Annotated in this window: 23 protein-coding genes, 1 tRNA gene and 2 pseudogenes; 13 read left to right on the top strand and 13 right to left on the bottom strand. The window is 65.7% G+C overall.

All coding sequences use genetic code 11. From position 1 onward, the window contains the following. Positions 1-79: 79 nt before the first annotated feature. From glmM to AiwAL_RS05515, 7 genes are all read left to right on the top strand, one after another. Positions 80-1465, top strand: coding sequence for a phosphoglucosamine mutase (gene glmM / locus AiwAL_RS05485; RefSeq protein WP_262312259.1), 1386 nt, complete (start codon positions 80-82; stop codon positions 1463-1465). Between the two features lie 28 nt (positions 1466-1493). After that, positions 1494-2312, top strand: coding sequence for a bifunctional hydroxymethylpyrimidine kinase/phosphomethylpyrimidine kinase (thiD, locus tag AiwAL_RS05490; RefSeq protein WP_262312260.1), 819 nt, complete (start codon positions 1494-1496; stop codon positions 2310-2312). A 44-nt stretch (positions 2313-2356) separates the two neighbouring features. Next, positions 2357-2779, top strand: coding sequence for an organic hydroperoxide resistance protein (locus tag AiwAL_RS05495; protein WP_235702883.1), 423 nt, complete (start codon positions 2357-2359; stop codon positions 2777-2779). Between the two features lie 76 nt (positions 2780-2855). After that, on the top strand, positions 2856-3377 hold the full coding sequence (locus tag AiwAL_RS05500) for a prepilin peptidase (protein ID WP_235702882.1): 522 nt from the start codon (positions 2856-2858) through the stop codon (positions 3375-3377). A gap of 36 nt (positions 3378-3413) precedes the next feature. Beyond that, positions 3414-4622 carry a histidine kinase gene (locus AiwAL_RS05505; RefSeq protein ID WP_235702881.1) on the top strand — a complete coding sequence of 403 codons (1209 nt, stop codon included), beginning with the start codon at positions 3414-3416 and terminating at the stop codon, positions 4620-4622. 338 nt (positions 4623-4960) lie between these two features. After that, positions 4961-5034: transfer RNA gene (locus AiwAL_RS05510), tRNA-Cys, on the top strand. 95 nt (positions 5035-5129) lie between these two features. Next, positions 5130-7031, top strand: coding sequence for an AMP-binding protein (locus tag AiwAL_RS05515; RefSeq protein WP_262312261.1), 1902 nt, complete (start codon positions 5130-5132; stop codon positions 7029-7031). A gap of 68 nt (positions 7032-7099) precedes the next feature. On the opposite strand, the gene AiwAL_RS05520 is transcribed toward AiwAL_RS05515, so the two are convergent. The 4 genes and pseudogenes from AiwAL_RS05520 to AiwAL_RS20350 form a co-directional block, all read right to left on the bottom strand. Next, positions 7100-7876, bottom strand: coding sequence for an ABC transporter permease (locus AiwAL_RS05520; RefSeq protein WP_262312262.1), 777 nt, complete (start codon positions 7874-7876; stop codon positions 7100-7102). Then, positions 7873-8799 (bottom strand): ABC transporter ATP-binding protein, encoded by a 927-nt coding sequence (locus AiwAL_RS05525; RefSeq protein WP_262312263.1) that lies wholly within the window; start codon positions 8797-8799, stop codon positions 7873-7875. The genes AiwAL_RS05520 and AiwAL_RS05525 overlap by 4 nt, the downstream gene beginning before the upstream one ends. Positions 8800-9061: 262 nt before the next feature. Next, entirely contained in the window at positions 9062-9346 is a 285-nt protein-coding gene (locus tag AiwAL_RS05530; RefSeq protein ID WP_262312264.1) for a putative PEP-binding protein, read from the bottom strand. Between the two features lie 269 nt (positions 9347-9615). Then, positions 9616-9870 (bottom strand): annotated as a pseudogene (locus tag AiwAL_RS20350) (HPr family phosphocarrier protein); the annotation flags it as partial. A 258-nt stretch (positions 9871-10128) separates the two neighbouring features. Between AiwAL_RS20350 and ispD the strand changes: the two are divergent. Continuing rightward, on the top strand, positions 10129-11370 hold the full coding sequence (gene ispD / locus AiwAL_RS05540; protein ID WP_262312266.1) for a 2-C-methyl-D-erythritol 4-phosphate cytidylyltransferase: 1242 nt from the start codon (positions 10129-10131) through the stop codon (positions 11368-11370). Positions 11371-11391: 21 nt separating this feature from the next. Here ispD and AiwAL_RS20355 read toward each other — a convergent pair. The 3 genes and pseudogenes from AiwAL_RS20355 to AiwAL_RS05550 form a co-directional block, all read right to left on the bottom strand. After that, positions 11392-11595, bottom strand: a pseudogene (locus tag AiwAL_RS20355) (PTS glucitol/sorbitol transporter subunit IIA); the annotation flags it as partial. A 51-nt stretch (positions 11596-11646) separates the two neighbouring features. Continuing rightward, positions 11647-11766 (bottom strand): hypothetical protein, encoded by a 120-nt coding sequence (locus AiwAL_RS05545; protein ID WP_235702874.1) that lies wholly within the window; start codon positions 11764-11766, stop codon positions 11647-11649. 159 nt (positions 11767-11925) lie between these two features. Beyond that, the gene (locus AiwAL_RS05550; RefSeq protein ID WP_235702873.1) at positions 11926-13455 is read right to left on the bottom strand and encodes an amidase; all 1530 of its coding nucleotides are present in this window, start codon (positions 13453-13455) and stop codon (positions 11926-11928) included. A 303-nt stretch (positions 13456-13758) separates the two neighbouring features. On the opposite strand from AiwAL_RS05550, the gene AiwAL_RS05555 reads away from it, so the two are divergent. Beyond that, complete coding sequence (locus tag AiwAL_RS05555) at positions 13759-14751, top strand: CHAD domain-containing protein (protein ID WP_262312267.1); 993 nt, start codon at positions 13759-13761, stop codon at positions 14749-14751. A gap of 204 nt (positions 14752-14955) precedes the next feature. Here the strand turns inward: AiwAL_RS05555 and AiwAL_RS05560 are convergent, their stop codons facing one another. Next, positions 14956-15483: a pyridoxamine 5'-phosphate oxidase family protein gene (locus AiwAL_RS05560; RefSeq protein ID WP_262312268.1), complete on the bottom strand. Its 528-nt coding sequence runs from the start codon at positions 15481-15483 to the stop codon at positions 14956-14958. A gap of 305 nt (positions 15484-15788) precedes the next feature. On the opposite strand from AiwAL_RS05560, the gene AiwAL_RS05565 reads away from it, so the two are divergent. Continuing rightward, a complete protein-coding gene (locus AiwAL_RS05565; RefSeq protein ID WP_262312269.1) occupies positions 15789-16310 on the top strand; it encodes a hypothetical protein in 522 nt (173 codons plus the stop codon). 21 nt (positions 16311-16331) lie between these two features. Here the strand turns inward: AiwAL_RS05565 and AiwAL_RS05570 are convergent, their stop codons facing one another. After that, positions 16332-16784 (bottom strand): hypothetical protein, encoded by a 453-nt coding sequence (locus AiwAL_RS05570; RefSeq protein ID WP_262312270.1) that lies wholly within the window; start codon positions 16782-16784, stop codon positions 16332-16334. A 179-nt stretch (positions 16785-16963) separates the two neighbouring features. Here AiwAL_RS05570 and AiwAL_RS05575 point away from each other — a divergent pair, with 179 nt between their 5' ends. Next, positions 16964-17572, top strand: a complete 609-nt coding sequence (locus AiwAL_RS05575) for a YceI family protein (RefSeq protein ID WP_235702868.1) — start codon at positions 16964-16966, stop codon at positions 17570-17572. Positions 17573-17596: 24 nt separating this feature from the next. On the opposite strand, the gene AiwAL_RS05580 is transcribed toward AiwAL_RS05575, so the two are convergent. Then, the gene (locus tag AiwAL_RS05580; protein WP_262312271.1) at positions 17597-19879 is read right to left on the bottom strand and encodes a molybdopterin cofactor-binding domain-containing protein; all 2283 of its coding nucleotides are present in this window, start codon (positions 19877-19879) and stop codon (positions 17597-17599) included. Further along, positions 19879-20361 carry a (2Fe-2S)-binding protein gene (locus AiwAL_RS05585; protein WP_262312272.1) on the bottom strand — a complete coding sequence of 161 codons (483 nt, stop codon included), beginning with the start codon at positions 20359-20361 and terminating at the stop codon, positions 19879-19881. Before AiwAL_RS05585 ends, AiwAL_RS05580 begins: the two co-directional genes overlap by 1 nt. A 157-nt stretch (positions 20362-20518) precedes the next feature. Here AiwAL_RS05585 and AiwAL_RS05590 point away from each other — a divergent pair, with 157 nt between their 5' ends. Then, entirely contained in the window at positions 20519-21358 is an 840-nt protein-coding gene (locus tag AiwAL_RS05590) for an aldo/keto reductase (RefSeq protein WP_235702865.1), read from the top strand. Between the two features lie 46 nt (positions 21359-21404). Here AiwAL_RS05590 and AiwAL_RS05595 read toward each other — a convergent pair whose 3' ends face one another. After that, positions 21405-22454 (bottom strand): pyridoxal-phosphate dependent enzyme, encoded by a 1050-nt coding sequence (locus AiwAL_RS05595; protein WP_262312273.1) that lies wholly within the window; start codon positions 22452-22454, stop codon positions 21405-21407. A gap of 85 nt (positions 22455-22539) precedes the next feature. Here AiwAL_RS05595 and AiwAL_RS05600 point away from each other — a divergent pair, with 85 nt between their 5' ends. Continuing rightward, on the top strand, positions 22540-23028 hold the full coding sequence (locus AiwAL_RS05600; protein ID WP_235702862.1) for an Lrp/AsnC family transcriptional regulator: 489 nt from the start codon (positions 22540-22542) through the stop codon (positions 23026-23028). An 11-nt stretch (positions 23029-23039) separates the two neighbouring features. Here the strand turns inward: AiwAL_RS05600 and AiwAL_RS05605 are convergent, their stop codons facing one another. Next, a complete protein-coding gene (locus tag AiwAL_RS05605) occupies positions 23040-23675 on the bottom strand; it encodes a GntR family transcriptional regulator (protein ID WP_235702861.1) in 636 nt (211 codons plus the stop codon). Between the last annotated feature and the right edge of the window lies 1 nt (position 23676).

Here is a 23676-nt window from a genome sequence, read left to right on the forward strand (position 1 = left end):
CACGAACGGAAACGTAAATTGAAACAACCCGCACACCCGCGGTCTTGATCCGATCCGCGAACGGGGGTTCAAGCAGGCCATGAACCATTTTCCACCAAAGCCGGTTTCGCGCCGCCTGTTCGGCACCGACGGGATTCGCGGCCGCGCCAATGTCGCACCGATGACGGCGGAGACCGCGCTGCGCCTCGGCCAGGCCGCCGGGCTGCTGTTCACCAGAGGCGATCATCGCCACCGGGTGATCATCGGCAAGGATACCCGGCTCTCCGGTTACATGCTGGAACCGGCGCTGACCGCCGGCTTCATCGGCGCCGGCATGGACGTGACCCTCGCCGGCCCGCTGCCGACCCCGGCGATCGCGATGCTGACGCGCTCCCTGCGCGCCGATCTCGGCGTGGTGATTTCCGCCTCGCACAACCCGTTCGAGGATAACGGCATCAAGCTGTTCGGGCCGGACGGCGCCAAGCTGTCGGACGCGACCGAGGCCGAGATCGAGGCGCTGATGGCCGAGGATATCGGCGACCGCCTCGCCGCCGCCGCGTCGCTCGGGCGGGCGATGCGCCTGGTCGATGCCGGCGGGCGCTATGTCGAATCGGCGAAATCCAGTCTGCCGCGCGGCCTCAGGCTCGACGGGCTGCGCGTGGTGCTCGATTGCGCCAACGGCGCGGCCTACAAGGTCGCCCCCGCCGCGCTGTGGGAACTCGGCGCCGAAGTGATCCCGCTCGGGGTCGAGCCGGACGGGTTCAACATCAACCAGGGCTGCGGTTCGACCGTGCCGGCGCATCTCTCCGCCGCCGTGCTGGAGCACCGCGCCGATCTCGGCATCGCCCTCGACGGCGACGCCGACCGGGTGATCCTCGCCGACGAGCACGGCACGATCATCGACGGCGACCAGGTTCTCGCTCTTATCGCCCGCTCTTTCCTCGCCGAGGACCGGCTCGCCGGGCCGGGGGTGGTCGCCACCGTGATGTCGAATCTCGGGCTGGAGCGCTATCTCGCCGGGATCGGCCTCGCGCTGCACCGCACTCCGGTGGGCGACCGCTATGTCGCCGAGACGATGCGCGCGCACGGGCTCAATCTCGGCGGCGAGCAGTCCGGCCACGTCATCCTGTCGGATTTCGCGACCACCGGCGATGGCTTGATCGCGGCGCTTCAGGTGCTTGCCGTGCTGGTGCGCGAGGGCAGGCCAGCGAGTGCGGTGTGCCGTCTGTTCGAGCCGCTGCCGCAATTGCTGCGCAATGTGCGCTATGCCGGGGCGACGCCGCTGCAGGCGCCGCCGGTGCTCGCCGCGATGACCGAGGCGGAGGCGCGGCTTGCCGGAACCGGCAGGCTGCTGATCCGCGCTTCCGGCACCGAGCCGCTGATCCGCGTGATGGCCGAGGGCGAGGACGAGCGGCTGATCGCCGAGATCGTCGAGGGGTTGTGCGCGATGATCGCCGGGGTTGCCGCCGAGCCGGCCGCACCCTGACCGTTCGCCGGCGATGAGCCCGCCCCGGATGACTCTGCCCCGGATTCTGGCGATCGGCGGGTCCGACAGCGGTGGCGGGGCGGGGATCGAGGCGGATATCAAGACGATCACCGCGCTCGGCGGCTACGCGATGACCGCGATCACCGCCGTCACCGCGCAGGATACGCTGGGCGTGCATGATATCGTGCCGATTGCGCCGGAATTCGTCGCACGGTCGATCCGGCTGGTCGCCGCCGATCTCGGGATCGATGCGGTCAAGACCGGAATGCTCGGCAGCGCCGCCATGGTCGCGGCGGTAGCCGGAATTCTTGCCGAAATCGCGCCGGACACGCCGATTGTGATCGACCCGGTGATCGCCGCCACCAGCGGCGCCGCGCTGCTCGCGGCGGATGCGCGCGCCGTGCTGCTGGACCGGCTGATGCCGATGGCGGCGCTGATCACCCCCAATCGCGACGAGGCGGCGATTCTGAGCGGCCACGCGGTCGAGACTCCGGACGATGCGGTCGCCGCCGGGCGCATTCTGTGCGGGCGCGGGGCGCGGGCGGTGCTGGTGAAGGGTGGCCATTTCGCCGGCGACGAGGCGGTCGATTTTCTGGTGAGCGGCGACGAAGTGACGGAGTTTCGACAGCCGCGCATCGTCTCGCGCCATACCCACGGCACTGGCTGTACGCTCGCCTCGGCGATCGCGCTCGGTCTCGGCGCCGGCCTGGGGCTGCGCGAGGCGACCGGGCAGGCGCGGGATTTCCTGCAAAAAGTTCTGCTTGCGGCGCCCGGTTTCGGCGCTGGGCAGGGGCCGCTCGGCCATGCGGCGGTTATGACCGCGCCGGGGGCTTGCAAGGCGCCGTGATCGGCATGATGTGAGGGGCGCAAATTATTCAGGAGGTTTCGGTTATGAAAACGCTTTACCACGCGCACGGCCACGCCACCGGCGGCCGCACCGGCCATGCCGAGACCGAGGACGGCAAGGTCAAGATCGACCTCAGCACGCCGAAGGAGCTTGGCGGCGACGGCGGCGCGGGCACCAACCCGGAGCAGCTTTTCTCCCTCGGCTATTCCGCCTGTTTTCTCGGCGCGCTGAAATACGCGGCCGGGCAGGAGAAGGTGAAAATCCCGGAAGACGCGAAGGTGAGCGCCGATATCGGCATCGGCCCGCGCGACGACGGCAAGGGGTTCGGCATTACCGCCCATCTCAAGGTCTCGATCCCCGGCATGGAGCGCGCGAAAGCCGAGGACCTGGTGAAGAAGGCGGAAATCGTCTGCCCCTATGCGCACGCCACGCGCGGCAATGTCGAGAGCAGGTTTACCGTCGCCTGATAGGCGTTTCTTAACTTTTTGCCGGTAGTCTCGGCGCCATGGACGGTTCATCGGACATGGCGGCGGGAAGCGGAGCGTGACGACCCATATCGTCATGCTCGTCTGGTCGGGCGCGATCACGCTTTGCCTGTTCGGTGCGGCGCTGAGCGATATCGCGACCCGGTCGATTCCCGATCATCTCAGCCTGATCGTGGCGGCGCTGGCGGTGCCGGTCCGGCTGATCGACCGGAACCTGCTGGCCGGGCTGATCGTCGCTGCCGTCGTTTTTGTCGCCCTGACGCTCGCCTGGACCTTGCGCGCGCTCGGCGGCGGGGATGTGAAACTCTGGTCCGCCTGTTCGCTGCTCGTCCCGCCCGCCTGGGTGGCTCAGGTCGCTTTCTCGCTTCGCGTTCTGCTGATCGGCGGTTTCGTCGCCATGGCCTATCTGGCGTTGCGGCGCTTCGCCCGCTCTTCGCGCCCGGTCGCGCCCGGAGACCGGCTGTTCCGGCGGCTCTCGCTCATCGAATCCTGGCGCGCCCGGCGCGGCGGCTCGATTCCCTACGGCGTCGCCATCTCGCTCGCCGCTCTCCTCACGCTCTGGCCGCGCGCGCATGGCTGATCGCGCGGGACGATCCGCACCGGCACGCGAAGCGCCATGAGCGAGCTGGCATCGCCGCGCGGCGCGGTGCCGGCGCCGAACCGCCTGGGCCGGCCGGACCAGCTCACTGTCCTCGGCTTCGTGACCGACGCGGCGAGCGAGTCGGTGCTGAAGGATGGTCTCGGCGATCTCGCCCAGAACGGCATCGCCAATAGCTGCGATATCAGGCGGGGTTCGGTGAAAGCGGCGATTTCGGCGATGATGCGGATGCCGGCGCCGCAGATCCTCGTCGTCGATATCGGCGGCGACGACCGGCCGCTGCAGTCGCTGGCCGAACTCTGCGACGTGATCGAACCTTCGGTGACCGTGCTGGTGCTCGGCGATATCGACGATGTCGATCTGTACCGGGCGATCAGCCGGCGGATCGGCGCGGCCGATTACATTTTCAAGCCGGTCACCCGCGAAATGGTCGCCCGCTATTTCGCGCCGTTGATCACCCATGATGCGGCGATCGGCGATCAGGCGCGCGGCGGCCGGGTGATTGCGATCACCGGCGCGCGCGGCGGGGTTGGCGCGAGCAGCATCGCCTGCGCTCTGGCCTGGTTTCTCGGCGTCGATGCGAATCGCCATACATTGCTGCTGGACGCCGATCCCTTCATCGGCGTGACGGCCGATCTGTTCGGCATCGAGGCCGGGCCCGCGCTGTTCGATCCGATCGCCGACGACCCGGCTCTCGGGTCCGATGCGATCGCCGAAGCGGCCAAGCCGGTCCGGAATCGGCTGTCGGTTCTCGGCGCGGTGCCCGATCCGGGATGCAATCCGGCCGCTGCGGACGGGGCCGCGCGGCGGCTGATCGAGGCGATGCGGTTCCGCTTCAATTTCGTCGTCGTGGATCTGCCGTTCCTGCCGATTCCGTCGCACCGGGAATTGCTCGAACTTGCCCATCATCGCGTCATCGTGCTCGATCCGAGTGTCGCGGGCCTGCGCGATACGCTGCGCCTGCTCGCGATTCCGAACGGGGCGGGCCAGCCGCAACGCCCGACGATTCTGCTCAATCGCGAGGGGCGGCCGGGCGGGTTGCGCCGCAAGCACATCGAAGACGCGCTGAAGCGCAAGGTCGATATCGCGATCCCCGACATGCCGAAGCAATTTTCGCACGCCGTCGAAGGGTTCGGCGCCGTGCCAAGGGTTTTCGGCCGCGCGATGCTCGATCTCGCGCGCGAGGCCGGTTTCGAGCCGGGCCGCAAGACCGATCGGGCGGGATAGATCGCTCCATGCACGACAATGTGCGGAAAATGAATAATACCAAATCTCATGAATCTCGACTCATGAGATTTGGTATGCGCGCGGGTTGGCGGGCGGCGCGCGCGAACATAAAGAGCGAATACCATGGGTCGCGATCAGCGAGACATGGTATAATCTGGATGAGCAATCCAGAACCGCTCTGAATGGAACTCATTTGCCACGCGCCATGCGAATGCGCGCCTTCGCGCACGCGGTCTCGCGATTGTCTGTTGCGGGTGTGGTCGGTGATGGTTGTTCCGCGGGACACTTGACCGTCAGGCCGCGATGGCCCGATAAGCCGGGTGCGCGTCGAGAGCCGAGGTCCGATGGCAGAGTGGTGATGCAGCGGACTGCAAATCCGCGTATGCCGGTTCGATTCCGGCTCGGACCTCCACGCCCGATCTTGCGTGCGCCGATTGCCTGACATTTCGCATCCTTCTACGCTTCGCCCTGGATCGCGTGACGGCAAGCCTCGGGAGGGCGACAGCCATGGAAAGCACCTATGCCGCGCGTTACGCCGGATGGCGGACCGACCCGGAACGCTTCTGGGCGGAAGCGGCGCGGTCGATCGACTGGATCGCACCCTATGAGCGGGTGTTCGACCCACAACGCGGGCCGTTTGGAAGCTGGTTTCCCGGCGGCCGGCTCAATACCGCCGCCAATTGTCTCGACCGCCACGTCGCCAAGGGGGCCGGCGAGCGGATCGCGCTGATCTGGGACAGCGCGATGGAAGGCCGCGTCACGCGCCATACCTATCGCGAATTGCGCGACCGGGTCGCCAAATTCGCAGGCGCGCTCGCCGCGCGCGGGGTGGCGAAGGGCGACCGGGTGGTGATCTACATGCCGATGGTGCCGGAAGCGGCGATCGCCATGCTCGCCTGCGCGCGCCTGGGTGCGGTTCATTCGGTGGTGTTCGGCGGTTTCGCCGCGCCCGAACTCGCCAGCCGGATCGACGGGGCAAAGCCGAAACTGATCGTCGCCGCGTCCTGCGGACTGGAACCGGGGCGGGTGGTCGACTACACGCCGATCCTCGATGCGGCGCTCGGCCGCGCATCGCACCGGCCGGATGGCTGCCTGATTTTCCAGCGTCCTGCCGCGCCCGCCGCGTTGGTGGCGGGCCGCGACGAGGATTATCTGCAAGCCGAGGCAGAGGCCGCGCCGCACGATCCGGTGCCGGTCGCCGCGACCGACCCGCTCTATATCCTCTATACCTCGGGCACGACGGGACGGCCCAAGGGTATCGTGCGCGACAATGGCGGCCATGCGGTCGCGCTCGCGGCCTCGATCCCGCTGATCTACGACGCGCATCCGGGCGAGGGTGCGGCGAGCGACGTGATGTGGACGGCGTCCGATGTCGGCTGGGTGGTGGGGCACAGCTATATCGTCTACGCGCCGCTGCTCGCGGGCGTCACCTCGGTGATGTACGAAGGCAAGCCGGTCGGCACGCCGGATGCCGGGGCGTTCTGGCGAGTCTGCGCCGCGCACGGCGTGAAAACCCTGTTCACCGCGCCAACCGCGCTGCGCGCGATCAAGCAGCAGGATCCGGACGGCAAGCTGCTCAAGGCTCACGATCTGTCGCGGCTGGAGGCGCTGTTTCTGGCCGGCGAGCGCTGCGATCCACCGACCGCGGAATGGATCGCGGCGCTGCTGGGCAAGCCGGTCATCGACAATTGGTGGCAGACCGAGACCGGCTGGCCGATCACCGCGCGGTTTCGCGGGCTCGGCCTCACGCCGTTCAAGCCGGGCTCGGGCGGCAGGGCGTGTCCGGGCTATGACGTGCAGGCGCTCGATGCCGAGGGTGGCGCGATGACGCCGGGCGAGGTGGGGGCACTGGCGATCAAACTGCCGTTGCCGCCCGGCTGCGCGCCGACGCTCTGGCAGGACGACGAGGGGTATCGCCGAGCCTATCTCGATGCGTTTCCGGGGTGGTATCGCACCGGGGATGCCGGCATGGTCGACGCGGATGGCGATGTCTGGGTGATGGGACGGACCGACGACATCATCAACGTCGCCGGGCACCGGCTTTCGACCGGGGCGATGGAGGAAGTGCTTGCCGCGCACCGGGATGTCGCCGAATGCGCGGTGATCGCCCGGCACGATCCGGTGAAGGGCGAAGTCCCGCTCGGTCTCGTCGTGCTGAAATCCGGCGTCGATCGGGATGAGGCGGCGATCGCGGGCGAATTGGTGGCGCTGGTGCGCGAGCGGATCGGGCCGGTGGCCGCGTTCAAGACCGCGATCGTGGTGCCACGCTTGCCGAAAACCCGGTCGGGCAAGATTCTGCGCGCGACGATGAAGCAGATGGCGAATGGCACGGCGCCGGTGGTGCCCCCGACGATCGAGGATGTTTCGGTGCTCGACCAGATCGCGACCAGGCTGGCGGGGCAGGGATAGGGAAGACGGTCAGGAGCGCCGCCTCGAGAATGCCGACGCGATCTCCAAACCAGCAGAAGACACGGAAATCATGGTTTCAGGCGATACCCGGTGCGGAATATCCACCAGAGCAGGGCAACGCATATCACCATGAATACCGCGGTGAATGCCAGGCTGGTCCCGACCCCGATATCGCCGGTTCCGTAAAAGCTCCAGCGGAAGCCGCTGATGAGATAGACGACGGGATTCAGCAGGTTGATCGTCCGCCAGGGCTGCGGCAGCATGTCGATCGAGTAGAAAGCGCCGCCCAGGAAGGTCAGCGGCGTCACCACCAGCGCCGGTATGATGGCGAGCTGTTCGAAATTCTCGGCCCAGATGCCGACGATGAAGCCGAACAGGCTGAACGCGATCGCGGTCAGCAGCAGGAACGCCACCATCCAGCCGGGATGCAGGATGCGTACGGGCACGAAGAACGTCGCCGTCGCGAGAATGATGAGTGCGAGCAGGATCGACTTGGTCGCCGCCGCGCCGACATAAGCGAAGACCGCTTCCGTGAAGGAGAGCGGCGCCGAAAGGATCTCGAAAATCGTCTTGGTGAACTTGGGAAAATAGATGCCGATCGAGGCGTTCGAGATGCTCTGCGTCAGCAGCGTGAGCATGATGAGGCCGGGGACGATGAACGCACCGTAGCCGACCCCGCCGACATGCTGTATCCGCGAGCCGATCGCGCCGCCGAATACGATGAAATAGAGCACGGTCGTGATCACCGGCGTCGCCACGCTTTGCCAGATGGTGCGCCGCATCCGCGCCATTTCGGTGCGGTAGATCGCCCACATGCCGGCACCGTTGAGAAATGGTCCGCTCATGCCGCGCGCTCCACCAGATTGACGAAAATGTCCTCGAGCGAACTCCGGCTCGTGTCGAGATCCTTGAAATCGATCCCTTTCTCGCCGAGCCGCCTGAGCAGCGTGGGGATTCCGGTATCCTCGGCATTGGCGTCGAAGCTGTAGACGAGATGCTGGCCATCGGCCTCAAGCTCGAGAGACCAGCCGGCGAGTTCGGGCGGGATCGCCTCCATCGGATGCTGGAGCGCGAGGGTCAGCCGCCGCTTGCCGAGCTTGCGCATCAGATGGGTCGTTTCCTCGACCAGCAGAAGGCGGCCGTCGTCGATGACGCCGACGCGATCGGCCATTTCCTCGGCTTCCTCGATGTAGTGGGTGGTAAGGATCACGGTCACGCCCTTGTCCCGGAGCTTGCGCACGAGCGTCCACATGTCGCGCCGCAGCCCGACATCCACGCCGGCGGTCGGTTCGTCGAGAAACAGGATATCGGGCTCGTGACTGAGCGCTTTCGCGATCATCACGCGCCGCTTCATCCCTCCCGAAAGTTCGATGACGCGGCTGTTCCGCTTATCCCAGAGCGAGAGGTCGCGCAGCAGGGATTCGATATAGGCGGGGTTTGGCCGCTTGCCGAACAGGCCGCGGCTGAAGCTGACCGTGTTCCAGACCGTGGCGAAGATGTCGAGCGCGATTTCCTGCGGCACGAGCCCGATCCGCGAGCGGGCGGCGCGATAATCCCGCGCGATGTCGTGACCATCGACGAGCACCTGCCCCGACGTCATCGTGACGGTGCCGCAGACGATGCTGATGAGCGTCGTCTTGCCGGCGCCGTTGGGGCCGAGCAGCGCGAAGATCTCGCCTTTCTCGATCGCGAGATCGACTGCCCGCAAAGCTGTGAATCCGTTTTTGTATGTCTTGGCGACGGCACGGACCGATAGGATCGGCGGCATATACGCTCCTTTTTGCGGACGGCATGCTGCCTGCCGCACCGTGCTGCCACGTCCGGCCGTTTCCGTCTCCGGCCGTATAGTGGCGCTCCCGGCGCACGAGTTCAAGATTGCCGCCGGCGCATCCCGAACCCGATCATCGTCCCGGATTCGGGATCGTCATGCCAGCCCAGATGTCTGCTCGGTCATTTTGTCTGACATTTGCGATCGCGCGCTGACGTGCCGGGGTTCCCGATGACCCCGTGTCATGCACCGCGCCTCGTCGCTAACATTCGGAAATGGTCTTCTTGCCGTGCAGAATGGCGGCCGGGCTCATGCTGAGTTCGGTGACGCCAAGTTTGATCAGAACCGGAATCAAATCCGGCTCCGCGGCGGCTTCGCCGCAGACGCCGACCGCCTGCGCCGCAGCGATGAGGCGGGCGATGATGTCGGCACCCGGATCGATGAACACCGTCCCGAGACGGCCATCCACGCCGATCGGAGTGCCGGCCGCGACATACGGCAGGGAATCGCAGCCAAATACGGCGGGAATGCCGTGGGTGCGGGCCATGATCGCCGTATGCGCGGTCGCCGCGCAAGTTCCGCCGCCCGTCCGGCGGCAGGGATCGCCAGCCGCTCGGCGCTGATCGGTTCCATGAAGAACGGAAAGGCGGGACCGAGCGCGCTACCGTCGCTGGCCCCAATGCCCGCCAGGGCGCCGATCGGACTTTCCGAAACGGACATAAACATTTGTTCGGGTCTGGGTGCCTCGCTATCATCCTCGAGGAGGCGGCTGACCGCATCGATCGCGGCTTCGGCGTCGCTACCCTCGGCGCGGACGGTGATCCTGTCGCCCTCCCTGATCGACAGCAGCATCAGCTTGACCGAACTGCGCGTGCTCGCCGCGTCCGCGCCCCGGCGAATTTCCACTGCCGTGTCGAACGACTTGGCGAGCTTCACCAACTGCGCGACCAGTCGCGCATGCAGGCCTTCGCGCACCCGGACGGTGATGTCGCGCTCCATGAGCAGTGTCATGCCAACGATCCACGGTGGGCGGCAAAATCCATGTTTCGTCTCCTCGCTGCGTCGCCTCATTCGGGTTCGGATCGCGATGAGGTCACGGGAATGAAATAAATGTAATAGAAATTGTCAAAATGTTTGCACCTTCGGGCGTCTCCATTGGCACAACCGAACCTCCGAATCGGGATGCTGGCGTTTTTGCCAGGAAGGCTGTATCGCGGCGATGAGTCGTCCCGGCCGGAAGTGGGTTGACGCCGCGGTGGCGGTCGAACGGCCTTGGCGGTCCGGCGAGACGGGAAGCCAGGCCGCGGCAGGGCATATGCGAGGATTGCAATGAACGTAGCGCTTATCGTGGCTGCAGGACGGGGTACGCGTTTTGGAGGCACGATTCCGAAGCAGTATCGCGAACTCGCCGGCTCGCCGGTCATTCGCTACACGATTGCCGCCTTCTGCCGCCATCCCCAAATCGATGCGGTCCAGGTCCTGATCCATCCATCCGACCTCAAATTCTACACGGATGCGACCAGCGGGCTCGATCTGCTGCCGCCTCTGATCGGCGGCAATACGCGGCAGGAATCCGTGCTGCTCGGCCTTGAGGGGATTATCGATCTCAATCCGCGCAAGGTGATCATTCACGATGCCGTGCGACCCTTCGTGGAGCAGGAAACGATTTCCGCGGTCCTGAATGCGCTCGACCGGGTCCCTTGCGCGATTGCCGGCCTAAAGGTCGCCGACACGCTGAAACAGTGCGGCCAGCCGGAGGGGGTCAAAACGATCGACCGGACCGGCATCGTGCGCGCGCAGACCCCTCAAGGGTTTCGTTATCACGACATCCTGGCGGCACACCGTCAGATCCATGCGGCGAATCCGCTCAATCTCGACATGACCGACGATGCGATGGTCGCTGAACACGCCGGCATGCGGATCGAGGTGGTTCCGGGTACCGACGACAATTTCAAGATCACCACCGAGGCAGATCTTCAACGCGCGACAGCGATCCTGGAACGCGGACATCGGGAGACCCATACCGGCTGGGGATTCGATTCCCAGCCTTTGCGCCAAGGCGGCCACATGACGATGTGCGGGATCATGCTCAGGCCGCGAGCGGGCATGAACACGGCCGATCGCGCCGATATCGGGCTCAACGCGATCACGCGCGCCGTGCTCGGTACGGTCGGCGGGCTCAGGGAAGAGCCGATAAGCGGCTTCACTTTCCGCAATATCCGGTTCCAGAATTCGGAGGTCCTCATCCGCAAAGCCGTGTCGATCGTCGCGATGGCGGGCGGCAAGATCGAGCATATCGACCTCACCCTGATCACCGATTGGGAGGAGATCACGGACAGCATCGCCGACATGGTGGCCCGCTCGGCATCCTTGCTGTCCATCCCGCAAGGGCGCGTCTCGATCAAATGCATCGAAACCGACGATATGGGGTTTTTTTTCCGGCGTGACGCGATCGCGGCCCAGTGCCTGGCGACCATCAGCTATCCGGCCGATCTGCCTGGTCAGGCTCCGTCGCGGCCATCGCCTGCACCGAGCCGCCGCACCGCGGTGGCCGACCGGATCGGGTCGTAACGATCCGCTCGGCCGGACGGCCTAACCGCGCAGGATCTCGATGGTCTGGCCGGGGTGCAGGATTTCCAGAAGCGAGGCCGCCGGCAGGGGGGTGACGCAGATCTCGCCGAGCCGTTCCGCGACGGCGGCACCGTTGAAGCTGAAGGTGAGATGGCCGAGATCCTGCGCCTTGGCCCAGGCGCGGTCGCCGAGGGTGGTAATCCCGCCCTCCTTAATACAGGCCGAAACTGAAGACCCAGCCGAGCAGAACGGCGATCCGCCCGGTGATCTGCCGGCTCAGCAGCGCGGAATGGTGCCGGCGGCGATCTGGGTGCCGACCAGAACCCCCACCACCTGGGCGATCACCTTGCCGAGGCCGGACTCGACGCGGACGGGGGAGAATGGGCTGTCGTTCATCGCGCGCTCCTCAGCCGAGTTCGACGCCCTGGCGGCGCGCCCATGTAAAACCTGGACCATAATGCCTCCTTCCACTCCCGTGAGAAGATCGCACCATCAAAATCCGGGATCAAACACCTACCTTGCTCTAGCGATTCCGCGCGCGACGCGGCAGCCGGCTCAGCCGGTCATCGTCGTCCAGTCCACGCCGCTCTCGAAGGCGCCCGCCGCCCGGTAGATCGTTTCCTCATCGTGCGATCGGCCGATCAGCATCATGCCGACCGGCAACCCGTCCACCTTGCCGCAGGGAATGCTCATCGCCGGATGATGGGTGCAGTCGAACGGCGCCGTGTTCGGTATCATCTCGAAGCCGCGCTGAAGAATCTCCGAGACCGGCGCATCCGGCGCCGGCAGCTTGGTCGCGACCATCGGTAGGGTGGGCATCAGCAGCAGGTCGTACCGCGCGAGCGCGGCATCGTAGGCCGCGCGCAGGCGCCGCACCAGATTCTGGGCCTTGGCGTAGTAATGTCCGCGATGCCGGGTCACCATGTAATGCCCGAGCAGCATGGTATTCTTGAGCGTGTCCGACAGTTCGTCCGCCCGGTCGCGCCAGGAGGCGTGCCGGTCGAGCAGCGAGGTGACGTAAAGCCCCTGCCAGTTGAAGCCGAACCCGTTGCCCAGCATCATCTGCATCGTCGCCCCCTCGGCCGCGACCGGCAGCCAGATCGCCGGGCCGAGACTGTGCATCGGGATGGAAACGGCCTCGACGGCCGCGCCGAATCCCTTGAACCGCTCCGCCGCCGCGCGCACCACGGCATCGCTCGCCGCCTGCGATTGCGGATGGCCGAAGCCTTCCTGCACCATGCCGATCCGCAATCCCTGAACGCCGCGCCCGATCGCCTCGTGCCAGGGCTTGGACTGCCCGCCATACTGGCGCGGATCGAGCCCGTCCGGCCCGGCAAGCACCTCGAGCAGAAGCGCATTGTCCTCGACCGTCGCGGTGATCGGACCGACATGGTCCAGCGTCGTCTCGATCGGCATGATCCCCGTATACGGCACGAGCCCATAGGTCGGCTTCATCCCGTATGTGCCGCAGAAAGCCGACGGAATCCTGATCGATCCGCCCTGATCGCCGCCGAGCGCCATCGGCACCTCGCCGGCCGCGACCAGCGCGGCGCTGCCCGACGACGATCCGCCCGCCGAATAGCCGTGCCGGTGCGGATTATGCACCGGCCCGCTCGCGCTGGTATGGCTGCCGCCCGAGAAGCAGAAATACTCGCAGACCGACTTGCCGACGATCGTTCCCCCCGCGTCGAGAATCCTTGTCGCAACCGTCGCGTCGACATCCGGCACATAGCCGTCGAGGGTCGAGGCGCCGTTGGCCATCGGCACGCCGGCGAGACAGATATTGTCTTTCAGCACGATGGTCTTGCCCTTGAGCGGGCCGGATGCCGCTCCCTCGATGGTTGTCTGGACCGCCCAGGCGCCGTAGGGGTTCGCCTCCGCCGCCGGCCGCGTGCCGGGCGTGCGCGGATAGCGGACTTCCGGCAATTCGTCGGGCATCCGGTCGATCAGGTCGTAGGCGGCGACGCTCGCGGCGAGTGCCGCGTGATGATCGGCGAGGTCGGTATCGCCGATCGTCATGCCCAGTTCGGCCGCGACCTCGCGCAGCGCGTCCATCGATGGCGGCTTTACGGTTCCGAGAGACATCGGCTTCCTCCTGCTGAATGCCGGGCAGCATAGGCATCGCGGCCCATCGGAGGAAGATCGGCGTCCAGACCGAGGAACTCTGCGGTGCCGCCTATGGCGAACGGGCCGCCGAGTGGCGCAAGAAATTGATTCGGCTGGATAAAATGCCTTGGCCTGCGCGAAGGAGCGAGCTGGGCATTGCGACTTTCAAAACTCCGCCGTCATAATGGATTTCGCGCCATGGTTCCGGCGCAAGGATGGCACCGCACTGTGACGAGCAAACCTGGTCCGATAGCGACGCCCGATCGGTGGAGTATCGCTTCGTTGACGGGACGGACGAGCGAGGACGGTGAACGCCGGCTCGGGAAACGGCATGGGCCGCATGCTGTGCCGGTCCTGTTCGCGCGCCCTGTTCGGGCCAAACGTCCGGTCTTTGCATCCGGCATCCCGATCGATACCGCGCTGCGCGACATCGGCCGCAGCGGGCTCGCGCATTTCATCGGAAACATGCAAGCGGTTTCAGCCGAAACGCCCGAGGCCGTGCATCAGATGCGGGTTGCGCTGAGACGATTGCGTTCGATCCTGGCGGCGTTCAAGCCGAATATCGCGACCGCGCAATACCGGCTGGCCAACAATCAGTTGAAACTGCTTTCCGGCACGCTTGAAACTCCGCGCAACTGGGACGTCATCGCCGAGGAAATCCTGCTTCCCGTCTGCAATGCCGTGCCGGGTGACGAAAACCTGCGGCGTCTCGTCGCCATGGTCGAATCCGAGCGTCAGGCGGCCTATCGCAAGCTCGGGGAAGATATCGGTACATCCGCGTGCCGCGCGACGGTCCTGAGCCTCGGGCACTGGTTCGAAACCCATGCCTGGCGTGAATCCGGATCGGCGGAGCAGGCGGCATGGTTCGCCCGTCCGGTCGGGGAGGTGGCACGAATTCTCGTCGCGCGGAGCCATCGGAAGGCGAAGCAGCGAAGCCGCAATTTTGGAACCCTCTCGCCGCCCGAGCGGCACGAATTGCGCATCGCATTGAAAAGACTGCGCTATACGATCGAATGTCTGGCCAGCCAGTTCGATGTGGGAGCAGCCGATTTCTATCTGAAGAGACTCAGGTTGCTGCTGAACGATCTCGGTTATGCCAACGACGTTCGTACGGCCCGGATTGTTCTGAGAGAACTCGCCGATTCCACGGATGACGGCGCGATTCGCCGGGCGGTCACGCTTGTGCTCGACTGGCATAAGCACAATCGCGCCAGCCGAGAGACGGGATCGTACAAGCATATGCGCCGCTTTCGCCAGGCAAAAATCTTCTGGTGACGGCAATGACGATCGAGATGGAGCGCGAATAGGGGCTGAGATTGGTCTTGACCGCGATGCGCTCGGTCCTGTCCGGGCGACTCGCCGATCTTCCATGAGTTTACGCGCGTTGCCTGGATTATTTCAAGAGACCCATTCCCGAGCGGTGGCAATAAGCCTCGACCGATGCGCATCAGGACATTGTTTCGGTATGGAAGATATTCGTCAGGACATGGCCGGGTCGGAACTGGCGCGATAATCCGCATCCCACAGCCGGGAATGGTGGAGCGCTCTGGGGCAGTGGATGAAAGCGGACCGTATCGTCACCACGATCGCCAGCTTGCCGGAATCATGCACATGGTCCCCGGTCGAATCCTGCGGATCGCGTTCGAGACGCGTCACCCCCTTGATTCTGAGTATTGTTGCGACGCCTGGGATAAGAAACAGCACTCCAACCCGGCGATCGGCAAGGAGATTGCTCATCGTGTCGAGCCGGTTGTTGCCGGCCCGGTCGGGTATGATCAACGTCTGGGCGTCAGGCACGCGCACAAACCCAGGCGGACCGCCCCGCGGACTCAGATCGATGCCCCGATCGGGCCGCGCCGATCCGATGATCAACAGCGGCGACCGTGCGATGAACTGCCGGCCCTTCGGGTCGAGCCGGTCCCATATCTGAAGGTATCGGGATGGCGGATAGAGCGCGCGAAGGGTCGTTTCGTTCTCGATGACGGTATCCGCCGCGCAGCCACCCATCGGAAATCTCCTTGCGTTATCCGTTGCAGGATTTCGTGACCTTGCATCAGAGACGTCCGGCGGGACGTCTCTATTCCGGGCCAAAGGCGAATGCTGCCGCAGCAATGCGAGTTCGCTGGAGTGGCGGTTCCGAAATTCCTAGAGCAATATGGCTTTAAGTGGAATCGCGCAGCGATCCGCAAAGCCATGAAATTGCTCGCCCCAACAAAGAGTAGAGCGTGATCGGCTGAAAGTCATCACGCTCTAAGTGCCCGTGGCGATGATTTTAAAAACTTCCGATCAGGGCACTAATGCCGGCCGCCGCCATGACCGCCGACGTGTCCACCGGAATGACCGCCGGCAGGGCCACCGACATGGCCGCCGGCAGGGCCACCGATATGACCGCCGGCAGGGCCACCGACATGACCGCCGGCAGGGCCAATAGCGTGAGCGGCAGCAAAACCTGCGATATGGCCGACGACATTTCCAGAGCCATGACTAACAAAATGATCGTTGTCATGATCGTTGGCGTGATCGAAATCATGGTCGCCGTCGCGGTCGAAATCGTGATCGCCGTCATGATCGAAGTCGCGATGGTGGATATCGTCGAAATCGCCGAACTCGTCGTCGCCGAAAAACCCCCCGCCAAACAGGTAGCCGGGCGAGCCGTAGGCGGGATATTCATATCCCGAATTATATCCGGCATAGTATCCGGGATAGGTCGCGCAGCCGGAAAGGCTGAGACCGGCAACGCCGAGCCCGAGCGGTATGAGCAGTTTCCAGAGATGGCGTGTGGGTGTGCGAATGTTCGTCATGGTCATCGCTCCTCCGGCGCGTTTTCTGCGTAAAAACCGCCGGAAAGCTGGGTATCAGTAGCAGGCGTTACCGCGCATGGTATAGGACTGCACCATTTTGTCCTTCAGCGTGAACGTCACGACGCAGGTGTCGGTATAGGCTCGTGCCGGGAAGCCGCCGCCGAAGGCGGGACCAAAGAAGGCATCATCGTCATCGTCGGCATCGAAGATCGGGCCCATGCCGAAGCCGTATGAGCCGGATGTATAGTGGAAATGCTGGTGGACATAGGCGAAATAGGTGACGCCCGCGACTCTGATGCGCCGGTTCGGCACGCCGAGTTGCTTCACCAGAATTGATTCAGGCCGTCCGACATAGGCCGACATCCGTTCCGACAGGCTTGGTCCCGTAGCGCAGCCGGCCAGCACCAGGGCCGCCAGGGGCATTGTTCTCAATATCGTGCGCATGATCTGTTCCCCAAAACAGGGTTCGTTTTCCCTCATGAGGATCGACGCCCCGCCGCGCGGCATATTCCGCGCGCTCCGGCATTCTTCGCGTAACGAAAAGTCACGCGCAGAATGATCGTTGCGGCGGAATGAATCCCGCCCTGGCGCGTCTTTCGACTAGCGGTTCGGATGCTTCCTGCTCGCCTGTGGCATGTCGAGAGGCCCAGTCGCAGCGATTCTTGGTCGAAACGTCGGGGACGAAAATGAAGCGGCACTATACCAATGCGGCTGTTGTTCTGGCTTTGCTGGCCGGCGTGCTATTGCCCTGCCCGAGTAGGGCCGCATCTCCTACGATCTATCCTCTCGACCAGCGATTCGCGACGATCGAGTTTCGCACCGGCGGAATTGGGACGGTCGGCACCCATGGCTATTTTACCCGGTTCAGTGGCCATCTGGGCCTGGATCCTGGCTCACTGGAAAAGAGCACCATTACGGTTGCGGTGGACGACAGCGCCATCGACATGGGCTGGGCGGAAGGCGCGACGCTGCTGCGCTCCAAGGCTTTTTTCGATGCGGTGCAATTCCCGATCATTGTCTTTCGGAGCACGTCCGTCGTGCCCCGATCCGCGGGCCGCTTCGCGATCCACGGCATTCTGACGATCCGCGGCATCGACCACGCGGAGACGTTCGACGCCGTGCTGACCAGGCACGCTCATCAATCGCCGGCGGGAGGCATCGTCGAGGATTTCGTCGCAACCGGTCAGGTAAGCCGGTCCGACTTTGGCATGACCGCCGACCGGACGCTGATTCCCGACGTCATATCGCTGATCATCCATGTCAGACTCCGCCTGGCAGCGCCGCCCGCTTCCTGAGCAGGCGCCGTGCCATGCGAAGCGTCAGGTCATCGCGGCCTTGACCCGATTGGGCCGGAACGGTGTCTGGCGCAGCCTCACCCCGGTTGCGTCGTAAACCGCGTTGCTGATCACCGCGGCGGTCGGGCAGGTCGAGGGTTCGCCCGCGCCGTAGGACGGGTATTCTGGACTGTTGTTGACCAGCACGATATCGATCCTGTCCGGCACCTCCTCGAACCGCAGGATCGGATAGCCGATCCAGTCGAGGCTGGTGACACGGGAATGATCGAATGTGACTTCTTCGTGCAGGGTGCGGCTGATCGACTGGATCACATTGCCCTCGATCTGGTTTTTCAGCCCGTCCGGGTTGACCACCAGGCCGCAATCGTGCGCGACCACCGCCCGCGTCACCCTGATCGCACCGCTCGCCGGGTCGACCGTGACATCGACGATGGTGGCCACCCGCACGTCGTCGCGGTTAGCCCAGGCGATGCCGCGCCCGTGCAGCGGCGCATTGCCGTCGCCGGATGCGGGCTTGCCGCGCGGCGGACGGGCCTGCCAGCCATAGGCTTTGGCGGCGGCTTGCAGCACATCGACCGCTCGCTTGTCGGTCAGGTGCTTGAGCCGGAGCGCCAGCGGGTCCTGGCCCGAGGCGGCGGCCAGCTCGTCGATGAAGGCTTCCATCGCGAAGGTGGTCTCGAACTGGGCCGGCGAGCGCAGCCAGGCGGTCAGCAGCCCGACCCGCCCCTCGCCATGCGAGGTCACGTCGGCATTGGGGAAATGATAGGCATAGGTGATGGCGGGAGAGCCGCGCCCGACGCTGCCGACGATGCGCGGCTTGCCGATCAGCTCGGCCGCGATCAGCTCGGTATCGGACGTGGTCGGAATCCACATGTGATGCCGCCAGGCGGTGACGTTGCCGTGGGCGTCGACCGCACCGGCCAGATCCTGCACGATCGGCGGCCCTTTCGGCTCCCAGCCGTTTTCGTCCCAGCGCATCCATTGCACGCGCACCGGCTTGCCCACCGCCTGCGACATCAGGGCGGCATCCGCATTGACGTGGTCGAACCCGTTGCGGCCATAGGCCCCGGAGCCTTCGAACCAGTTCAGCTCGATCCGGTCGGCGGGAATTCCGAGCAGCTTGGCCATGTCGTGCCGCGCTTCGTGCGGCATCTGGGTGGAGGACCAGAACGTGGCGCGATCCTTGCCGACCTCGGCGATCGCGCAGGACGGGCCGATCGAGGCGTGCATCTGAAACGGCGTGCGGTAGGTTGCTTTCAGCACCTTGGCGGCGCCGTGCAGCGCGGTGTCGACCGAGCCGGTTTTGGCGACCGTGGTGTCGGTGCCGGCGGTCTCGCGCACGGTGTGCCAGATCGCGTCCATCGCCGGCAGACCTTGCCAGTCCGACCATTTGACCGGCCCTGCCGCCGGGCCTTTTGCGTGCAGAACCGAGCCCAGTTTCTCCGCCGCTTGAATGGCACCCCATTCGGTTTCGGCGACCACGCCCAGGAAATTGTCGCGCCGCACCAGTCGGACGAAGCCGGGAATGTCCTTGAGCCCGCCGTCATCGACGCTGATCAGCGTCGATCGCACGCCATAGGGCCGCACCACCCGCCCGTGCAGCATGCCCGGTACCTTGACGTCCTGGATATAGGTGTAGGCCCCGGTGATCTTGGCCGGGATATCCTTGCGCATCACCGATTTGCCGACCACCGTGTAGGTCGCGGGGTTCTTGACGCGGGCATTCGGCGCGACCTTCATGCCGAAACCCTTGCCGGCCGCGCCGATCGTCATGTCCAGCCGCTTGCCGTCGACCAGCCTGCCGTAGCTGATCGCGCGATGGGCGTCCCCTTGCACCGAAATCCTGCCATCCTTCGCGACCAGCCGGTCCGCCTTGACCTTGAAATGCGCGGCGGCGAGGTCGAGCAGCGCCTGCCGCCCGGCGGCGGCGGCGTGGCGGATCTGCGGCCCGGCGTAGCGGATCGTCATGCTGCCATAGGTCGGGCCCTGGTTCACCGTCAGCGACGTGGTGCCCATGACCACGCCCATCCGGTCGATCGGAAAATCGAGTTCCTCCGCGGCGATCTGGGCGAGGGCGGTTTCGGCCCCGGTGCCGACCTCGACCTTGCCGGTGAACAGCGTCGCGGTGTCGTCGGGGTGCACCGCGAGCCAGGCGTAGAGCTTGGCGGCATCCGGCGGCACACCGTCCGGGGTCGGCGGCAGCGCCGCTGCCGCTTCGCCCGGCGCGAACAGGCTGAAGGCGATGACGAGGCCACTCGACGCCTTGAGCACCGAGCGGCGGCTCAGCGTGGGGGAGATGCTGTTCATCACTGTGCCTCCTGTGTCGCGCCATGGCCGGCTACGCGCTCGACCGCGCGGATGATGCGCATATGGGTGCCGCAGCGGCACAGATTCCCGTTCAGCGCCTGCTTGATCAGGTCGCGGTCCGGCTTCGGATGCTGGTCGAGAAACGCCTGCGCGGTCATGATCATGCCGTTGATGCAATAGCCGCATTGCGCCGCCTGCTCGTCGATGAAAGCCTGCTGCAGAGCGTTCGGCTTGCCGTCCTTGGCCAGCCCCTCCAGCGTGGTGATCTTCTGCCCCTTCGCGGCCGCCAGCGGCGTCACGCAGGAATGGATCGCGGCACCGTCCAGAATCACCGTGCAGGCGCCGCATTCCGACAGGCCGCAGCCGAATTTTGGGCCGTGCAGGCCGAGATTGTCGCGCAGCGCGTAGAGCAGCATGCTATCCGGCTCGGCCTCGACCGTGCGATCCTTGCCGTTGATATTGAGAATGATCTTCTGAGGCATTCCGAGCTCCTGTTTCAAGCCGGTCAGAACGTACCGATAGCCGAGCTTACGAGCGACCATCGGCCTCGTGAAGGGCGCCATCGTGCATACCACCCGGTTGGCGCTTCGAACCCGTGACGCTATATCGATCGAGCATGGCCAGTAAGTTCATTTCGTCATGATCCCGGCCGTACGCCTGCCGGACGGCACGATGGTTCCCGCATTGGGCCAGGGCACCTGGTATATGGGCGAGGCCCGCGCGAGCGAGGCGGACGAAGCGGCGGCATTGCGCGAGGGGATCGAGCGCGGCCTGACCCTGATCGACACCGCCGAAATGTACGGCGAGGGCGGCGCCGAGCGCGTGGTCGCACGGGCGATCGCCGGGCAGCGCGGGCGCGTGTTCGTGGTCAGCAAGGTCTACCCGCACAACGCCTCGGCTTCCGGCGTGGCGAAGGCCTGCGCGGCCAGCCTGAAACGCCTCGGTACCGACCGGATCGACCTCTATTTGCTGCATTGGCGCGGGCGCTACCCTCTGACCGAAACGGCGACGGCGTTCGAGCGGCTGCGCGAGGCCGGGCATATCCGCTTCTGGGGCGTCTCCAATTTCGATACGGATGACATGGCCGAGCTGGCCGCCCTGCCGGCCGGCGGTATCTGCGCGACCGATCAGGTGCTGTATCATCCCGATGCGCGCGGCATCGAATTCGACCTGCTGCCCTGGTGCCGCGCCCGCGGAATGCCGATCATGGCCTATTCGCCGCTCGGCCAGGGCGGCAAGCTGCTGCGCTCGCCCGCGCTCGCCGCGGTCGCACGCCGGCACGATGCGACGCCGGCGCAAATCGCCATCGCCTGGAGCCTGCGCGACGGCGCCACGGTCTCGATTCCCAAGGCGGCTTCCCCCGAGCATGTGCGGCAGAACGCGGCGGCGGCATCCATCCGACTCAGCGCCGAGGATCTCGCGGAAATCGACGCGGTCCACAAACCGCCCCGGCGCAAGCAGCCCTTTGCGATGATCTAGGGTGTGTACCCAATAGCGGCGGCCACACCGCTATTGGGTACACACCCTAACAATCCATATCAAGTTCGGCTTCGGTGACGATGACCATTACCCGGCTGTCGGGGGCGAGGTCCAGCGCGCGCGCGGCGACACCCGCCAGGCCCGCCGCGCCCGAAGGCGTGGTCGCCGGGCCGCCATGGTCGCGCAGCAGGCGCGGCGCTTCGGCCAGGGCGTCTTCCGAAACGGTCACGACGCGGGCGCCGTGCTTGCGCAGAACTTCCAGGGCAGGGGCGCTGGCCGTGCCGCAGGAGAGCATTTCGGCACTGGTCTCCAGCCTGCCCGGCACCTGCACGATATGGCCGGCGGCGAGCGCCGCGGCGACGCACGGCGCCTGTTCCGGCTCGACGACGATGACGCCGGCCGGCGCCGCCAGCCAATCCCTGAGCCCGTCCGCCAATGCGGCGGCGAGACCGCCCACGCCCGCCTGCACGAACAGATGGGTCGGACGCCGATGGCCGGCAGCCCCGACCTGACGGCGGAGTTCGGCGGCGATCACGCCATAGCCGGCCATCACGTCGTTCACCACCGGATCGGTCAGATCGCCCGCGACATCGGCCACCAGAATGTTGTCCCCACGCCGCGCCGCCTCGGCCGCCGCGTCCACCGCGTCGTCATAGGTGCCGGCAATCCACACGATTTCGGCACCCTGCGCTTCGATCCGGCGCGCCCGGAGCGCAGGAACGCCGCCATGCAGGAAAATCCGCGCCTTCGCGCCCGCGAATCGCGCGGCCGAGGCGACCGCGAGGCCGTGATTGCCGTCGCTGGCGCAGACCAGGGCCGGCAGACCGGCCGGGCGATTGCCCGGATCGAGAAGCCCCGCGACATCCCGCCCCGCCGCGCGGGCAAGCGCCCGCAGCCCGGCATAGGTGCCGCCGAGCGATTTGAAGCTGCCCAGCCGGCGCCGCCCTTCATCCTTGGCGAGTAGCTGCGCGACGCCGAGCCGCGCGGCGAGCGCGGGCAGGTCGTGCAGCGGCGTTGCCGCGTAATCCGGCGAAAGGCGGAGCAGTTCCGCCGCGATGTCGTCCGCATTCTGCGGAGAAAGAAAATCTATGTTCATGGCGGATAGTGTGCCCGATGCGCCGGATGGATGGCGCCGAATTCATGCTATTCTGCGCCGGTTTTCCGCTCATATCCGGTTTGCAATGCCTAAATCCGTCACTCTCGATCGCTTCGACCGCGCCCTGCTGGAGCAGGTGCAGAAAGACAACCAGCCCCCAGCCCGCATCCTCGCTGAGCGGGTCGGATTGTCGGAAAGTGCCGTGCTGCGCCGCCTGCGCCGGCTCCGGCGCGAGGGCGTGATCGCCGCCGATATTTCGGTCGTGCATCCCGCGGTGCTCGGCCTGCCGCTCACCATCCATGTGCTCGTCTCGCTGGAACGGGAGGGATCGGCGGAACTCGACGCCTTCGTCCGCAAGCTGCGCATCCGGCCCGAAATCCGGCAGGCCTGGTACGTCACCGGCGAGACCGATTTCATTCTCCTGCTCCGGCTGACGGACATGGCGGCATATGAAGCCTTCGCTCGCGAGGTGTTCCACGACGATCCGAATGTCCGGGCGTTCCGCACTCTCATCGCGATGCGCGAAATCATCGGCCCGGCCGACGCGAAACCGTACCCGCTCGCCGATCGCTGATCTGGGTTCGGCTACAGCGTCGCGAAACCGGCGCGCTCGACCTCGCTGCCTTTGTGGCGGAGATGGGTTTTCAGGATCATCGCGAGCATCGGGCCGTCGCGCCGTTCGAGTGCGTTCAGCATCGCCGCGTGTTCCTGAAGCGCCGATCGCCAATGCGGCTCGGTCATCGGCGCGACATACCGGGCGCGCCGGATGCGGGCGCTGACGCTCTCATAGATGCCGATCAGCACGGCATTGCCCGAGGCGCGCATGATCGCCTCGTGAATCGCGCGGTTGCAGGCGTAATAAGCCCGCATGTCGCGCGCCGTGTAATGCGCTTCCATCTCGGCGTGCCGGGCGGCGATGAACGCCAATTCGGCGTCGGTGATGCGCTGGCAGGCAAGCTCGCCGCCGGCTGATTCGAGCGCGGCGGAGACCTCGAACAGGTCGCGGACATCGGCGAGGGTGAGTTTCGCCGCGCGGGCGCCGCGATTGGGCAGAAGCACGACATGGCCTTCGGCGGCCAGAACCTTCAGCGCTTCGCGCAGCGGGGTGCGGGAGATATCCAGCGTCTGGCACAGCTCGCGCTCCGGGATGCGCGCGCCGGGCGCGATCCGCCCCTCGATCAATTGGTCACGGATTCGGGCGACGACCTCGTCATGCAGCATC

It is taken from the genome of Acidiphilium sp. AL (assembly GCF_025499445.1).
GTDB classification, from domain to species: domain Bacteria; phylum Pseudomonadota; class Alphaproteobacteria; order Acetobacterales; family Acetobacteraceae; genus Acidiphilium; species Acidiphilium iwatense.

Coding starts and splice junctions, on each gene's coding strand:
- AiwAL_RS05570 (WP_262312270.1), bottom strand. CDS start 16,784: ATGCCGCGCGGCGGGGCGTCGATCCTCATGAGGGAAAACGAACCCTGT.
- glmM (WP_262312259.1), top strand. CDS start 80: ATGAACCATTTTCCACCAAAGCCGGTTTCGCGCCGCCTGTTCGGCACC.
- AiwAL_RS05595 (WP_262312273.1), bottom strand. CDS start 22,454: ATGAACATAGATTTTCTTTCTCCGCAGAATGCGGACGACATCGCGGCG.
- AiwAL_RS05585 (WP_262312272.1), bottom strand. CDS start 20,361: ATGCCTCAGAAGATCATTCTCAATATCAACGGCAAGGATCGCACGGTC.
- AiwAL_RS05505 (WP_235702881.1), top strand. CDS start 3,414: ATGAGCGAGCTGGCATCGCCGCGCGGCGCGGTGCCGGCGCCGAACCGC.
- AiwAL_RS05590 (WP_235702865.1), top strand. CDS start 20,519: ATGATCCCGGCCGTACGCCTGCCGGACGGCACGATGGTTCCCGCATTG.
- AiwAL_RS05520 (WP_262312262.1), bottom strand. CDS start 7,876: ATGAGCGGACCATTTCTCAACGGTGCCGGCATGTGGGCGATCTACCGC.
- AiwAL_RS05550 (WP_235702873.1), bottom strand. CDS start 13,455: ATGTCTCTCGGAACCGTAAAGCCGCCATCGATGGACGCGCTGCGCGAG.
- ispD (WP_262312266.1), top strand. CDS start 10,129: ATGAACGTAGCGCTTATCGTGGCTGCAGGACGGGGTACGCGTTTTGGA.
- AiwAL_RS05575 (WP_235702868.1), top strand. CDS start 16,964: ATGAAGCGGCACTATACCAATGCGGCTGTTGTTCTGGCTTTGCTGGCC.
- AiwAL_RS05600 (WP_235702862.1), top strand. CDS start 22,540: ATGCCTAAATCCGTCACTCTCGATCGCTTCGACCGCGCCCTGCTGGAG.
- AiwAL_RS05580 (WP_262312271.1), bottom strand. CDS start 19,879: ATGAACAGCATCTCCCCCACGCTGAGCCGCCGCTCGGTGCTCAAGGCG.
- thiD (WP_262312260.1), top strand. CDS start 1,494: ATGACTCTGCCCCGGATTCTGGCGATCGGCGGGTCCGACAGCGGTGGC.
- AiwAL_RS05565 (WP_262312269.1), top strand. CDS start 15,789: ATGACCGCCGACGTGTCCACCGGAATGACCGCCGGCAGGGCCACCGAC.
- AiwAL_RS05560 (WP_262312268.1), bottom strand. CDS start 15,483: ATGGGTGGCTGCGCGGCGGATACCGTCATCGAGAACGAAACGACCCTT.
- AiwAL_RS05495 (WP_235702883.1), top strand. CDS start 2,357: ATGAAAACGCTTTACCACGCGCACGGCCACGCCACCGGCGGCCGCACC.
- AiwAL_RS05605 (WP_235702861.1), bottom strand. CDS start 23,675: ATGCTGCATGACGAGGTCGTCGCCCGAATCCGTGACCAATTGATCGAG.
- AiwAL_RS05515 (WP_262312261.1), top strand. CDS start 5,130: ATGGAAAGCACCTATGCCGCGCGTTACGCCGGATGGCGGACCGACCCG.
- AiwAL_RS05545 (WP_235702874.1), bottom strand. CDS start 11,766: ATGAACGACAGCCCATTCTCCCCCGTCCGCGTCGAGTCCGGCCTCGGC.
- AiwAL_RS05530 (WP_262312264.1), bottom strand. CDS start 9,346: ATGGCCCGCACCCACGGCATTCCCGCCGTATTTGGCTGCGATTCCCTG.
- AiwAL_RS05525 (WP_262312263.1), bottom strand. CDS start 8,799: ATGCCGCCGATCCTATCGGTCCGTGCCGTCGCCAAGACATACAAAAAC.